This is a genomic window from Aquibacillus kalidii (genome assembly GCF_014280935.1).
In the GTDB taxonomy this organism is placed as follows: Bacteria; Bacillota; Bacilli; order Bacillales; family Amphibacillaceae; genus Aquibacillus_D; species Aquibacillus_D kalidii.
Genome location: NZ_JACLZI010000052.1, coordinates 50,557 through 65,475, shown reverse-complemented (window position 1 = coordinate 65,475; position 14,919 = coordinate 50,557). Strand labels below are relative to the sequence as shown.

General features: G+C 34.6%; 16 protein-coding genes. 1 reads left to right on the top strand and 15 read right to left on the bottom strand.

Going from position 1 to position 14,919, the window contains the following annotated elements:
- Positions 1 to 607: 607 nt before the first annotated feature.
- From H7K77_RS15285 to H7K77_RS15255, 7 genes are all read right to left on the bottom strand, one after another.
- Positions 608 to 1,039: a BrxA/BrxB family bacilliredoxin gene (locus tag H7K77_RS15285; RefSeq protein ID WP_186578888.1), complete on the bottom strand. Its 432-nt coding sequence runs from the start codon at positions 1,037 to 1,039 to the stop codon at positions 608 to 610.
- Positions 1,040 to 1,132: 93 nt separating this feature from the next.
- Positions 1,133 to 1,465: an aminoacyl-tRNA hydrolase gene (locus tag H7K77_RS15280; protein ID WP_186578887.1), complete on the bottom strand. Its 333-nt coding sequence runs from the start codon at positions 1,463 to 1,465 to the stop codon at positions 1,133 to 1,135.
- Between the two features lie 87 nt (positions 1,466 to 1,552).
- Positions 1,553 to 1,693, bottom strand: a complete 141-nt coding sequence (locus H7K77_RS15275) for a hypothetical protein (RefSeq protein ID WP_186578886.1) — start codon at positions 1,691 to 1,693, stop codon at positions 1,553 to 1,555.
- Positions 1,683 to 1,853 carry a hypothetical protein gene (locus H7K77_RS15270; protein ID WP_186578884.1) on the bottom strand — a complete coding sequence of 57 codons (171 nt, stop codon included), beginning with the start codon at positions 1,851 to 1,853 and terminating at the stop codon, positions 1,683 to 1,685. Before H7K77_RS15270 ends, H7K77_RS15275 begins: the two co-directional genes overlap by 11 nt.
- 156 nt (positions 1,854 to 2,009) lie before the next feature.
- Positions 2,010 to 3,815 (bottom strand): sensor histidine kinase, encoded by a 1,806-nt coding sequence (locus tag H7K77_RS15265; RefSeq protein ID WP_186578882.1) that lies wholly within the window; start codon positions 3,813 to 3,815, stop codon positions 2,010 to 2,012.
- Positions 3,816 to 3,848: 33 nt separating this feature from the next.
- Complete coding sequence (locus tag H7K77_RS15260) at positions 3,849 to 4,829, bottom strand: BMP family ABC transporter substrate-binding protein (RefSeq protein ID WP_186578880.1); 981 nt, start codon at positions 4,827 to 4,829, stop codon at positions 3,849 to 3,851.
- Between the two features lie 169 nt (positions 4,830 to 4,998).
- Positions 4,999 to 5,802, bottom strand: coding sequence for an RDD family protein (locus H7K77_RS15255; protein WP_186578878.1), 804 nt, complete (start codon positions 5,800 to 5,802; stop codon positions 4,999 to 5,001).
- A gap of 130 nt (positions 5,803 to 5,932) precedes the next feature.
- Here H7K77_RS15255 and H7K77_RS15250 point away from each other — a divergent pair, with 130 nt between their 5' ends.
- A complete protein-coding gene (locus H7K77_RS15250; RefSeq protein WP_186578876.1) occupies positions 5,933 to 6,913 on the top strand; it encodes a stage II sporulation protein M in 981 nt (326 codons plus the stop codon).
- On the opposite strand, the gene H7K77_RS15245 is transcribed toward H7K77_RS15250, so the two are convergent.
- From H7K77_RS15245 to H7K77_RS15210, 8 genes are all read right to left on the bottom strand, one after another.
- On the bottom strand, positions 6,891 to 8,252 hold the full coding sequence (locus H7K77_RS15245; RefSeq protein ID WP_186578874.1) for a DUF58 domain-containing protein: 1,362 nt from the start codon (positions 8,250 to 8,252) through the stop codon (positions 6,891 to 6,893). The genes H7K77_RS15250 and H7K77_RS15245 overlap by 23 nt on opposite strands.
- The gene (locus H7K77_RS15240) at positions 8,203 to 9,132 is read right to left on the bottom strand and encodes an AAA family ATPase (RefSeq protein ID WP_186578872.1); all 930 of its coding nucleotides are present in this window, start codon (positions 9,130 to 9,132) and stop codon (positions 8,203 to 8,205) included. Before H7K77_RS15240 ends, H7K77_RS15245 begins: the two co-directional genes overlap by 50 nt.
- A complete protein-coding gene (locus H7K77_RS15235) occupies positions 9,129 to 10,286 on the bottom strand; it encodes a DUF4350 domain-containing protein (protein ID WP_186578870.1) in 1,158 nt (385 codons plus the stop codon). Before H7K77_RS15235 ends, H7K77_RS15240 begins: the two co-directional genes overlap by 4 nt.
- Positions 10,287 to 10,943 (bottom strand): DUF4129 domain-containing protein, encoded by a 657-nt coding sequence (locus tag H7K77_RS15230; protein ID WP_222599389.1) that lies wholly within the window; start codon positions 10,941 to 10,943, stop codon positions 10,287 to 10,289.
- Between the two features lie 29 nt (positions 10,944 to 10,972).
- Positions 10,973 to 11,872 carry a hypothetical protein gene (locus tag H7K77_RS15225; RefSeq protein ID WP_186578866.1) on the bottom strand — a complete coding sequence of 300 codons (900 nt, stop codon included), beginning with the start codon at positions 11,870 to 11,872 and terminating at the stop codon, positions 10,973 to 10,975.
- A gap of 356 nt (positions 11,873 to 12,228) precedes the next feature.
- Positions 12,229 to 13,134: an RluA family pseudouridine synthase gene (locus tag H7K77_RS15220; RefSeq protein ID WP_186578864.1), complete on the bottom strand. Its 906-nt coding sequence runs from the start codon at positions 13,132 to 13,134 to the stop codon at positions 12,229 to 12,231.
- Between the two features lie 54 nt (positions 13,135 to 13,188).
- Positions 13,189 to 13,419 (bottom strand): excisionase family DNA-binding protein, encoded by a 231-nt coding sequence (locus H7K77_RS15215; RefSeq protein ID WP_186578862.1) that lies wholly within the window; start codon positions 13,417 to 13,419, stop codon positions 13,189 to 13,191.
- 94 nt (positions 13,420 to 13,513) lie between these two features.
- Positions 13,514 to 14,743, bottom strand: coding sequence for a dicarboxylate/amino acid:cation symporter (locus H7K77_RS15210; protein ID WP_186578860.1), 1,230 nt, complete (start codon positions 14,741 to 14,743; stop codon positions 13,514 to 13,516).
- Positions 14,744 to 14,919 lie beyond the last annotated feature (176 nt).

The following is a 14,919-nucleotide window of genomic DNA, read 5'->3' as shown; positions in this document are numbered from 1 at the left end:
CTTATTTCGCGACGTAAGGAGCTCTGTAACAAAGCGAATTCTTTTGGTTTTTCTATTTTCACGACGTAAGGAGCCCTCTAACGAAGCGAATTCTTATAGTTTTTCTAATTTCACGACGTAAGGAGCCCTCTAACGAAGCGAATTCTTTTGGTTTTTCTATTTTCACGACGTAAGGAGCCCTCTAACGAAGCGAATTCTTTTAGTTTTTCTTATTTCGCGACGTAAGGAGCTCTGTAACAAAGCGAATTCTTTTGGTTTTTCTATTTTCACGACGTAAGGAGCCCTCTAACGAAGCGAATTCTTTTAGTTTTTCTAATTTCACGACGTAAGGAGCCCTCTAACGAAGCGAATTCTTATAGTTTTTCTAATTTCGCCACGTTAGGACGTTAGAATACCTTTCCCGTCACAATCTACAGTTTCGTTTTTGCACTCAGTTAATTAAAGAATGCAATTGCTAATGATTTTATCTCAACTGTGCAATAAAAAAGCAATAAAGTTTATGTAATGAACTTTGTTTAAAAATAGTATTCCATACGAAAGACCTGTTATCCTTCCTATAAGAGCACAAAAAAATCTCATGTCAGTGACATGAGATTTTCACATTTTCTTAAACCTCTTGGCAATTCTCATCAAAAATTTTCTGAAGTCGATTCACAACATCAATTGCACCAAAGCCTTCGATATCATGTCTTTCTACCATTGTCACAATCTTACCATCCTTAAGTAATGCAAATGATGGGGAAGATGGTGGAAATCCTTCAAAATACTCCCTAGCTCTCTCAGTCGCTTCACGATCTTGTCCAGCGAATACTGTTACTAAGTGGTCTGGTCTTTTATCATAATGGATAGCGTTAGCTGCTGCTGGACGAGCAACTCCACCAGCACAGCCACAAGTAGAGTTTACCATTACTAATGTTGTCCCTTTGCGACTTAGCGCTTGATCTACTTCTTCAGGAGTGGTAAGTTCTTGATAACCAGCTTCTGTAATATCTTTTCTAGCAGAGTTAACTACATCATTCATAAATAGATTAAATTCCATTTAAATCATCTCCTAGGTATTTACTTAAATATGTAAGTTAATAGTATCAAGTTTGTTGATGTGTTTCAATTTTAATGGACTAACTACCAGCTTTTAAGAATACAAGCTTAAATGTTGCGTGTATTTTTTAGCCTCATCTTTGTTTAAAGGGGGTAATGCTACTACAGTTAGGCTACCTGAAGCTATTTCAGTTCGACCAGCATCCTTAATATAAACAAAGCCCTCTTTTATTAACATGTTGAGCGTGTTTTCACTGGCTTTTAATATAATTTTTGTTTGCCCAGTTTCTAACCACTCCCGAAATAACTGGTTTTGATGGTATACTAGGACCGCTTGTGTAGCCGCATGTGCAACTTGAGCGGCAACCTTTCCCGCAGACATCGTTAAATCTTGATTTACCACATAATATTGAACTACTTCACCCATGATTTTCTCCTTGTTGTCGTGTTACTAGAACTTTACTATAATTTTACCATAATTACAATAAAACCCATGATAAAAAGCAGAAAGGATTTACCTATCCTTCCTACTTTTATTTAGTTTCTCTTCTATACTTCGATCTGCAATTATATAGTCCCTCTCTCTGCCATCAGATAGTTCCTCCGAAAAAGCATGTTCTCTTTGCCTCTTCTGGTCTCTTTTTTTATCGGACATTTTCATCTTGCTCCATATCACCATTTAAATATTTGTTTTCACCAGGAGAAAAACTTACATTTCTTAGATTAAATTCTTCCTGACCAGGATAGGTAATTTGGTGTTCAATATCTTTGACATCTCCACTTTTACATTTCTGCTTTTTATCATATATGGACATTTAAGAAATCACCTTCTTCGTTTATATGCTAATTGTAGTTTATGCGTATTCTTCCTTGGATAAACTAGGTAAAATATGTTTAAAGAATCAGATTTTTATAACTAGGATGAACATTGCCAACAGCATAAAAAGGAGGCATAACTAATGCTTCCTTTTCTAACCATTTTTCATATTTAATTTAATTAGAAACTTGGTTCCCTTTTCCGATGTATCTACCAATTCAATCGTGCCGTCATGATTTTCAATGATTCTTTTCACGATATTTAAACCTAATCCCGTACCGCTTTCTTTGGAACTTGAAAATGGTTCAAACAAAGAAGACTTTATTTCAGCAGGAATGCCAGGACCATCATCTTCCAGATAGATATAATACATATTGTTTATTACCTTAGACCTAACTAAGATTTCCCCCTTGCCTTCAAGTGCTTCACGACTGTTCCGTATCAAGTTTAACAATACTTGCTTCATCTGCTTAGAATCTACTTGAATAATAGCAGGAGATAAATCTAGTTTAAATTCTATCTGATCTGACAAAGATGAATTCTTTATCAGCGGTAGGATATCATCCATAATTTCTTTTAAGCTTATACTTTCTTTTTTGGGTTGATTAGGCTTAGCCATTAATAGCATTTCTCCAACTATAGAATTTAATCGATCAATCTCCTTTAGAAGTAAATTCACATGAAATTTCTCTTTATCTTCTTCTCTCATAGTAGAATTCATCAGTGAAATAAAACCATGAATAACAGTAAGTGGATTACGAATCTCATGAGCAGAAGAAGCAGCCATTTCCCCAATTAATGCAAGCTTTTCAGATAAGTACATCCGTTTTTCTAGTGTCTCTGTCTCTGTAATATCAATAAAATAAAAAATTCTTCCTGTTACTTCATTTTCACTACCTACTAAATCAGTTTGGGAAACTAGTAAATAATTTGTATTACCGTTTTTTTCATACCTTATTTTTTTATTAAAACAAGAAAGTCCAGAATATAAAATATCCCAAAATGGTTTTAAGGAATCGTTATTAATAAACTCTAACTGGGCAGATAAATGATTCTCAATGGTTGGTATCGAAAACAGTTCATATACAAATGAATTTCCACTAAATTCTCTTGTCTGATTGTCATATGTAATGATCCCGACTGGTAAAGAATCGAATATCTGCTCCCTTTTTAGTTTATCCAGTAGTATTGTTTGAAAAGAGTGTTTTAAACTAAAGGACATCTGGTTGATGGAACTTGCTAAACTTTGTAATTCAACTTGCTCCGTACTGCTTACTGTCAATCCATAATTTCCGTTTGCAATCTTGTTTACTTTTTCTATCATAGAATCAATCGGTTTCGTTAAACTTTTGCTAATTCTATAAGAGGCAAACAAAGAAATTACAATTGACCCTAACATTAAACTAATTAACAACCAAATAGATGTTTTAATAATAGAAGGATAAGTTTCGGTATTGTCATTAAATTCTGCATATTCAATATTTCCAGCATTTTTGATTTGATTTTGTAAATCATTTAACTTTGGTAAATAATTTTCAGTTAATACTTTTTCGGCTGCATCAACATCACCATACTGTAACAATCCTTGAACATCATTGACTATTAAAAAATCTAACAATTTAACTTCCCGTTCCAAATGTTCAAGTGATTCTGGGATATCTTGTTTCAATACAGTCACATCATCATTAGTTTTAATTCGGTATGCACTAATAAAATCTTGGCTTAAGTCATTGGCCAGAGAGTCATATACCATATTCTCTTTTAGCTCTAGTTCCCTCTCCCAATAGGATAACCAAACTAGACTTGGTATATTTCTTTCTTTTATATCATTTGTAATATTAGTGACATTACTAATCGTATAGACCAGAATGATTGAAAAAACACTAAATATGAACGTAATCGTAAGGAGAATTGTTAAGATCCGATTACGAAAAGACATATGCTGTTTTAACAATTTCATAATCAAATTCTCCAATCTTTGTGGAAGACTATATCATTTACTAAGCTTCTTAATTTCTGGTTGCAGTATTTGCTTTTCTTCTTCTGTGAACATCGGGCCCAATGGTGCTAGCTCATATACACCATCACTTTGATCCAACATTTTTTTGCCAGAACTTAACCCTTCTTCACTAAAATAATCCTTCATTAACACAACATAAGCTTGGGAAACATCATTTTGCACACTAGTAAGTACGATATCTCTTCCCATATAGGATTGGTCCTCTAAATAACCAATCACATAAATACCCTTTTCTTTAGCATAGTTAACAACATCCTTGTTATAGCCATTTCCTTTTGTAAATACAACATCCACACCAGATTCTATCATTTCCTTTACTATTTGAAGTGCCTTTTCACCATCATTTCTACTGTTGACTACTCGATAATCCAACGTACTATGTGGATTATTTTTCATAAGACCTTTTTCGAATCCAGTATTTTTTTCACGAGCTTCAAATGCATCGATTAAACCCACTTTATTACTAGTTGTCTTCATCCCTGCAATAATACCAGCGATATACTCTACTCGATCTTGATCAAAGGTATAGACAGATTGATTACTATGAATCGCATTTCCATGAATAGTCACAAAATTAATATGTGGAAATTTAGTTGCTACTTTAGCAAAAAAGGCAGAAAACTCTCTTCCATGTCCGATGATAACATCTGGTTTACCGGCTACAACCTTACTAATCATTTCTTCCTTTAATTTGCTAGTTTTTAATTCACTGTGTAGAGTGACGTTTGTTGGATACTGTTCTTCTATTTTTAATTTCCCTTTATAAGCCAAACTCCCCCAACTCTGGTCAGTTATTACGTCTGAAGTTAATATAACAACTTCCGCCTTTTCAACTCCTCTTGTATATAACCTTTCTAAGATATCTAGTGATTTAAATAATATAATGCCAGCAATTATACATATAGCAACCAAGGATATGATTAAAATAAATCTAAGTTGTTTGTTGGGTTGCATATAATCTCTTCCTTTCGACTAGTAACTTTTCTCAATTATACATAAATATTTTAAATAAATGTACAAAAATAATCATTTTATTACTTTTTTCGACATTATTTACAACTGAGTTCCTTTATAAAGCCATATAAAAGGTGCAAACAGCTAGTAACTAACTGTTGCACCTTTTTTAAAGTTCATATTCCCATTCTTCCTGAAGATATAAATACAGAACGAATAATATATTTTCCAATTCTGTTTCGGTTTTGTTCTCCATCTGCATTCCAATCTTCTGCAAAGTTATATGAGCAGTTTGTTTCGTTAAACTGTTTTTCTCTATTAAAGGAATTTGAAGGAAACGATTGCTGTACGTCTTTATTAATTTCCAATCTTTCTCTTTAAAAGCTTTTATTTGCCACTCTTCTAGTCGCAGATAATCTTTCGTTAGCCCTCTTTGACTAATTTCTTTATCTATTGCTGTTTGTTTACCTTTTTTGCTTTTTCGTTCATGTACTACAATTGTGCCTGCTACCAAATCACCTAATCTCTTGTGCTTGGAGTGGAAGAATACCATTAACATTCCTACAAAATAATTTGCAGGGAGAAAATCGACTATACGTAAGAAGTTACGAACAAAGCTAGACAGGAGGGTAATACTGTGACCATTTTCTTGTATGACTCTAATGCCAATTAGTCGTTTACCAAGTGTTTTCCCACCGAAAAAAAACTCTAAAACAAAAAAGTAACCCCAATTTATTATAAACAGTAAAATAATCATGATAGCAAGTGTAGTATTGGCTACATCACCAAATAAGATAAATTGAGAAAAATCCCCACTTATGACTAATATAGTAGAGATTACAATTATTAAATTAACAACTGACAGTACGAGCAAATCAAATAAATAGGCTGCAGAACGACTGCCAAGCCCCGCAGATTTGAATTGCAAAGAGACATATTCGGGTGTTTTAATATTTATTTGTTCCTGTGACAACTACTTAACCCCTTTCCCATAATATATATTTTATTTACATTACCTGTTTCTATTTTTCCAAAAAATAACTATAATGATTGTAAAACAACTTTAAACTTTGCAAATGACTCTCCCTAAAGGAAGTGTTTACATGAATATTAAACAATTCGTAAAAGAAAATCGTAATGACTGGAAGCAACTGGAACAATTAGTCGATACATTCTCCAAACATAGAAGCCATCTATCCAAAAACGATATTAATTCCTTTGACCTCCTTTATCAAAAGGCTGCACAAAATTTATCGTTTAGCCAAACCTATTTTCAAAATGAGGAGGTCACTGCCTATTTAAATGGCTTGGTTTCTAAGTCTCATAACATACTTTACAAAGACCAAGTATCAAGCTTTAAACAAATATATCACTTTTTAAGTTCGAAATTTATTAGACTACTTTTAGAACAGTGGAAGTTCATCATAATAGCCATGTGCCTATTTACATTTGGTGGCTTAGCTAGCTTTTTCTCCGTTTACGAGGATCCGTTACATATCTATTCTATACTTCCAGCAGATATGGTTCAAAGTGTTGATCCTGACCGTTTAGGTAGTAATGAACACTCAGCTAATGACGCCTCCTTGATGTCAGCTAGTATTATGACTAATAACATACAAGTAGCTGTCCTAGCTTTTGCTGGTGGAATAACTTTTGGGCTTCTAACGTTTTACTTGTTAATTTATAACGGAATCCTAGTAGGAGCACTGGCTGCACTTTTCTGGCATTACGATAAAACATATGAATTTTGGGCTTATATTGTCCCACACGGTATGATAGAATTAACAGCTATTTTCATTGCTGGTGGGGCAGGTCTTTTAATGGGTTACAAATTATTTGTCCCTGGTAATTTTTCGCGAATATACCAACTAAAAGAACAAGCCAAACGCTCCGTACAATTATTATTAGGTACGATTCCATTATTTGTCTTGGCAGGTGTAATAGAGGGTTTTATCACACCTGCCAAAATATCACTAGAAGCCAAATATTTAGTTGCAATTATAACAGTAGTTGGCTTGATCCTATACATGGTGATCGGTAAGGTACTATCTGAAAAAAGAACTAGATTAAACCTCGATTCATGATATCAATATAATAAGAAACAGCTGTCACTGCCAATTTTTCTTCAGGGGCTTCCACTAAATGAAGTCCCTGTTTTTCCCATTTCATTTTTTCTTCTTGCTTGAATAGATACTGTTCCTGGGCAACGGATTTCAACATTGCTGCTTGAACATTCACCGATCTTTCTTTAACTCTTTTCTGCAGCAATTCATCTTCAATCCCAATCATATAGAATACATGACGCCTTCTTAGCCTTTTCAAGTACTGTAACCCTCTTTCTTCATATAAAAATGTATGTATATCACTAAACAAAAGAATAAAGCTTCTCTTTTTCTGCATCGTTTGTAAATACTGAAAAACAGAAGTGTAATTAGATTCTGAAGCTTCTACATCAATATTATATAAAGCATGGATTATTTCTTGTAAATGTGCCATTCCTTTAGCAGCTCGAACATACACTTTTACTTCTTTACCAAATGCAAGTACAGAAACATAATCCCCATTCTGAAGAGCTGCAGCACATAAAGTTATTGCAGACTCCAATGATTTCTCCAAGCGATTTACTTTACTTAATTCTGCACCCATCATTCTTCCACAATCAATTAATACAGTAATATACTTCCCATGCTCTGGTTCATATTCGTTAGTCATTACTTCTTGTAGTTTAGCTGTTTGCCGCCAGTTTATTTTTCTCGGATCATCCCCAACGACATAATTTCTAATTTTCGCAAATTCACCAACACCTTGTTGGTGCTTACGAATTTTACTTCCTTCATGCAACAAAAATTTTTGAGCACTTTCCAAGTACTGTTTCGTTTCTGTTAAATCAGGAATGACCTTTACTATTTGCTCTAAAGAAAACGTCTTTTGTTTCTCCCATAACCCTAATACTCCTGTGTACCTAAAATACAATTTTTCAATGTTGTATTTCCCCCGAACAAGTGCTTCGAATGTGTAACTGCTCTTCGCTGTGGATTGCTTATCCACTTCTCCAACAAGAGGAAATGTCGACTTAAAAGTAGCGGGTAACCCATCCTTCAGTTGAAAGTAAGCTTTCTTAGATGAAGTATTTGTTATCGATAGGTTAATGGTATAAGGTATCCCACGTTCTATCTCGTTATTTATTACTCGCTTTATGCTGATTTCTTTCTTACTAGGCGAAAGAAATAGGTCTAGAAAACTAATCCCAATAACTACAATGTTCGCCCCAAAAACAACTTCCCACGAGGTAGCACCAATCCGACTACCTATAATTAAAAGTACTGAGAGTACAAGATAGCTAACTAATAATCTTTTAGTTGGTAATATACCGCTATCTCGGAACAGGAATCGACCCCACCAGTTCTTCAATGATTTGATCAATGGATGCCCCCTCCAATTCTGTGTGCGGAGATAAAAGAATTCGGTGTCTAAGACCTGGTTTTGCGACAACTTTTATATCATCAGGTGTAACATAGTCTCTTTCTGCTAGATAGGCCCAAGCTTGTGCAGCTTTACCGATTGATATAGCAGCTCTAGTACTTGCCCCGACACGAATAGAGTCTGAATCCCTAGTTTTTCTTACTAATTCCATAATATAATGGACCACAGTATCACTAATCGTAACGGCTTTAATTTCTTTACGTATTTCCAAGAAAGTGTCTAAATCAACAACTGACTCTACTTGTGATTCATCGTAGGTATTCTCAATCACTTGCCTTAACACAGCAACTTCCTCTTCAAAGCTAGGAAAGTCAATTAAAAGTTTAAACAAAAACCGATCTTGTTGAGCCTCTGGCAGTGGATATGTACCTTCAAATTCAATTGGATTCTGTGTAGCAACAACAAAGAATACATCAGGCAGAAGATAAGTTTTACCTTGAATGGTAACTTGTTTTTCCTCCATTGCTTCTAATAAGGCTGCTTGTGTTTTGGCTGGCGTACGATTAATTTCATCTGCTAGCAATATGTTTGAAAATATAGGTCCTTTCAAGGTTTGAAAAGAACTATCTTTCATGTTATAAATTGTACTTCCAGTAATATCACTTGGTAGTAGATCTGGTGTAAACTGAATTCTATTAAAAGAGCCACCTATCAGACTAGCTAAAGTTCGTACCATTTGTGTTTTTCCAGTCCCTGGTACACCCTCTAACAATACGTGACCGCCCGAAAGTACGGCTGAAAGTAGCATTCTAATATTCTTACTTTGACCTAATATTCGTTGATCGTACCTGTTAAGCAATGTAGATAATTCTGATCTCATGCTTGCTCCACCTCTTCCCTAAATTGATCCATTTTTTTGGACCATAATAGATATTCTTGTTTACTAATGTTTTGTTGTTCTAATACTTTATTTAAATCATGGTAGAAGGTTAAAATTTCTGCGTTAGGACGCTTCAGTTTTTTAGCTAATAAATCAGTTATTTCCGACCAATCTCTATTAGCACTTATTCCCCATCTATCCTGTAGCTTAATTCTTATAAACTGTGATTGAACAAGTAAAGAATCTCGATATTTATTTGCTTTTAAATACCAAATGGATAGCGCCTTTAGTCTTTCGTCACTATACCGAACAAACTCTTCTCTAGGATTAATAATCGCACCAAATCTTTTCCCTTTATACCATAACCATAGGATAGTTAGTAAGATAACTTGTAACAAGGTTACTAAAAAGTATTGCGGATAGACCTTCCAACCAAGATAACTGTCCGTTTGTCCGTGGACATACTCATCAAAAATGATCCGATTACTTTCTCCATATTGATTGTTTAATAAAGATAAGATAATATCCAAATGGTCTGCATCTAGAATAGTTTGATTTGTCATCCAATCTGGAGTTACAGCAACAATCAAGGATCCTTTTCCATATGACTTTTCAAAAGCAACTATACCATTGTCATCTTGATACAACGATTCAATCTCTTCATTTTTAGGCTTAACTAGCCTATATTGCGAGCTCACCACAGCAGAGACTTGCTCTTCTTGCTGATTTAATAGAGAAATAGGTTTTTCTATCAATTGTGGTGAGTATTCAACAACTGGTTCTGTATTAATACCAAAAAAACCTTTAGGATTTTCTTTAAATAACAGAATCGTATTTCCTGCCTTCATAAATTTTTCGTATTTTTCCACTTTACTAGTATCTTCTACAAAAGATGGTTCCACCATAATCAGTAATTGCTTTGCCTCATTTGAAGGAAGTTTATCCGGACTTTGAGACCATCGTGTTACTGAGGAATGGTTATCTTCTAAATAAGAATATATCGCTTTCGTACCAGTTGGAGACGGCGATGTAGATACAAAGTCCGGATATACTTTAGGATTCTGAGAAAAAGAGAAAAAACTGATTAGTACAAAGGCAAGTAACACAACACCAATCATTGTCCACTTTTTTGGTTGGAAATTATATTTTCCCAATTAATCCACCTGCCCTTGCTGATTAATTCTTGGATTATGGATAAATAAATTTAGAATACTAGAACGATAACGTTGGTGTTCATCTCGTTCAATGTTTCTTTCACCATAAGTAGCCTCATCAAACAAAAGTGTCAGCTCAAAAAACTGCTCGGCCTGACTTCGGTCTCTTTTACTTAATTCTTCATAATAATCCCAATTCGTTTTCCATATCTTAGCCTCTAACCATTCTTTTTCATGAAGGAACAAGAGTAACGCTAAAAACATATGTCTACTTGCTAATGTGTAATTTCCTTTTTCTTCATATTTTTCCGCTTCCGTAATATGTCTTTCATATGTCCAGTCCATTTCATGTAAGGTTTGAATTGGTGAAGCACGAAACTTCCTTGCTCGACTAACATTCTTCCATAGATAGACTACTAATAATAGGATTAGGCATATAGCGACAATAACAATGATCATTAATATACCTTCTGATACACCACTAGTTGGCTCGAATGAACGAAACCAATCTGATAACAGATCTCCTATCCATTCCTTTGCCCTATCCCACCACATTCCAATAAAGGATTCGTGGTTTTTATAATAAGCCTGGTATTCCTGTTTATTTAAGATTGATTCAAGTTGCTGTTTTGCCTCTTCATTGTTCAACTGGACCATCACCTACCTAGTTAAAGGATTACCACCAATTATTCCTTTTCATTATATTCATCTAACATTTCTTTTAAGTCGTCTGCATCATTCCTAACCCTTAGGTCAAAGTATATTACAGCATATCCTACAAACATAATTAACGAAGTAAATACAGAAACAAAATTTATAATTAGAAATAACAAAACACCGTTGCCTAGCACGAAACCTAGTGCAGCTTCGATTGCACCACTAATACATAGTGTAATGAGCCAAAAAATAATAAATAAGCCAAAAGAAAACCATGTACGTTTTTTCGTTAATTGCCAACTGCGTCCAAGACCAGGCATTTCTCCCTCAATTACAACTGCACCAATATAAAAGCTCCATCTCGTTATTAATAAACCCAATCCTATAAAACAACCGAGGAATAGGAGTATCCCTGTTATAATCGCTGCAAAAGGATTGGTAAACGCTAAGCTAACCGTAGTCATCACTACTATAATAAGTGGAACGATAATTAATCCGAAAACGATTAAACCAAACAATAAGCTACTTCCTAGTATAGAGCCGAATTTTGAAAAAGCATCTTTTAGGACACCACCTACTGAAAATTCACGACCGTTTCTAATATGATTAATAGCGATAAATATTGCTGCTTCAGCTACAGGAAAAAATAAAACACTACATACTAGAATTAGAAGGTCCCCACCTATACTTGTTGTAGGTACAGCTTCTCCGGTTCCGTCTAATCCTGATAAAATTTGATCAAAATAAGTAACATTTGATCCAATAAAATCCATACCCGAAGCCATTTGAATAATGGCTTGGATTAAAAATATCGGTCCCATTACAATCAGTAATATTAAGAAGAAATTTGAAAAATGCTTTTTACTTAAGCGGAAAGTGTGGTCTAACACTTCACCAAAATCTTTAGGTCTTTTAAACTGTTCGTTCAACGTTATGTCCTCCCTAAATCACAATTATGTATGCATTACATCGTTATTTTAACATTATTCCAGGTCATATAGAGTAAAAATTTGTAAGAAAAGTAAATAAGTTTCCCAGAATTTTAGAAGAAAAGCGTGGAACGGTGGATAGCGACGTACCATCTTGACTGAACTCCAAGAGATAAAGTCTACACCATAACCGAAGTGATTTCGGATTCGACCATGCGTCGGATTGTTATCTTATGGAGGTGAGGGAAGTCTATCTAGTTATACTGGCACTTGAGCCATGGACGGGGGTGATTTTTATAATCTTCTATACTAAAATAAAATCGGTACGCATTATAAAACGTACCGTTATCTAATACTTATTTACTAGTTCCAAAGAATACTTTGGGAATTTCTGTCATAAACTTAAGTGATTTTTTCGTTGTAGGATGGGTGAATGCTAAAACTTGTGCATGTAGTCCTAATCTACCTATTGGATTACTTTTTGATCCATATTTTTTATCGCCCACTATCGAGTGACCTAAATCTTGCATGTGAACTCGAATTTGGTTTTTGCGGCCTGTTTCTAACTCCACTTCTAATAAGGAATATTTACTATTACTTTGAAGTACCTTGTAATGGGTTACAGCATGTTTTCCATCTGGAGCATGTTGTTTAGAATACACCTTGTGGTTTTTCCCTTCCACTAACCAAGAAGAAATAGTTCCTTCTAGTTTCTGTACCTTCCCCTCAACAAGCGCTACATACTTCCTTTCATTTACAGTATCCTTCCAATTATCTTGTAGTTTTTTCTTTGTTTTTTCATTTTTAGCAAACATCATTACTCCAGAGGTATCTCTATCTAAACGGTGAACAATGTAAATTCGATTCTTTGGGTTCTGATGTTTGACATGATTCATTAATTGGCGATATGCGGTTAATTGCTTTTCCTTTTCTGATGCAATTGATAATAAGCCTGACTCTTTATTAATAACAATGATATCCTCATCTTCATGTAAAATTGTAATACCCTTAAACTCCGTTTTTTCTACTATCTTATATTTTCTTATTGTAACTAACTGGCCCGGAGCTAACTGCAAATTATGTAAGGTTTGGATCTGGTTATCCACTAAAACTTGTCCACGTGTAAGCATCGATTTCACAGAATTACGACTCCTATTAGACAAAACCTCTAACAAATACGGTAGCAGCTCAATTCTTTCATTCACTCTGAACTCTTCAACCTTCTGGTTATGTTTACTTCCCTTATTATGCCCTTGCTTCATAGTAGTTATATCCTCCTAATTATCTGAACATCTATTTTGATTACTTTTAAGATGTCAATCCTCGTCTTTTATATCGATGTCTTCCGGAATTGGTTCATTCAAAAAATCCTGTATTAATTTACGATATTTCTCTACTTGCTCCAAATGCGTGGCAAATTGCCCTTGATAAATTAAATATTGTTCACCATCAAATACCGCCCTAATTTTTTTCTGAGTGACCAAATTGGCAATATGATCCTCCGGTAAAGATAAATATTCTGCTGTTTCCTTTATAGAAAGATACAAACTTTTCACCTACTAGTAAATATTAATCATATAAATAAGCATACCAGATTACACGAATTGGTATGCTTATTATTTATAGATTATTTCTCATTTTTTATACTTCAACAGTGCTTTCTTTACTATGCTTTTTCTCTGACTCTGCAACTACTACAGCACAAGCTGCATCTCCAGTAATATTTACAGCTGTACGGGTCATATCAAGAATTCGGTCAATCCCTATAATTAGCGCGATACCTTCAACAGGTAAATCAACTTGTTGCAATACCATTGCTAACATGATAAGCCCTACACCAGGAACCCCAGCAGTACCAATACTAGCCAATACTGCTGTTAGTACAACCATTACTAACTGCGTAAAAGATAAATCTGTATTATAAACCTGTGCAATAAAAATAGTCGCTACACCTTGCATAATAGCAGTTCCATCCATGTTAATGGTTGCACCTAACGGCTGAACAAAGCTACTAATTGGCTTCGGTACTTTTAAGTTTTCCTGAGCCATTTTCATAGAAATCGGCAACGTTGAGCTACTACTTGATGTACTAAACGCAACGGTCATCGCCGGGAAAAAACCTTTAAAGAATGTAATTGGATTCATCTTCCCAAGAGCATATACTGCGGAACCATATGTCACGATCGCATGTATGATCAGAGCAATAAACACTACTGCCATATAAGAAATCATTGCTTTCATTCCATCGATTCCCATACGTCCAATTGCTGATGCAAGTAAACCGAATGCACCATATGGAGCAAAGCGCATGATTAAGTTTACAAGGAACATCATTATTTCATTCCCTTGTTCAACTAACTTTAAAATACCTTCCGTTTTCTTACCAAGCATTGCTAGCGCAAATCCAACAAAGATAGAAAATGCAATAATTTGAAGCATATTTCCTTCAACCATTGATTGGATAGGGTTAGTTGGGATGATACTTGTAAAGGTATCGACTACAGAGGGTGCCTTCGTACTTTCAAACTCCGCCCCAGTAGGATCAATACCTGCATTACCCGGCTTAAATAAATAGGCCAAAGCAAGCGCGATCGTAATAGCAACAGTTGTTGTTGCTAAGAAGAATGCTAATGTTTTTCCACCTATCCGTCCAAGCTTTCTAGGGTTTCCTAATGAAGCAGTACCTAGGGTAATAGAAAAGAAGACGATAGGAACAACAAGCATCTTAATGAGGTTTAAAAATAAAGTACCTAGTGGGCTGAATAAATAAGTATCAAAACCTGTAAATAAGTCCGGGGCTGTAATGTGGAGAATCAAACCAACAATAGCACCAAGTAAAAGTCCTACTAAAATTTTAATAGTTAATTTCATAATTTTCCTCCTTTTTTAATTTTTGTATCTGGATGAATAGTACAACTGTAGCTAAAAATATGAAAGGACTCCGATATTACTATTACATGATATATTTGACAATATGTCAAACAATTCACTCATATTCATCTAAACATTAGACACACAATGGAGTAAGCGTTCTCAAAATGATATAA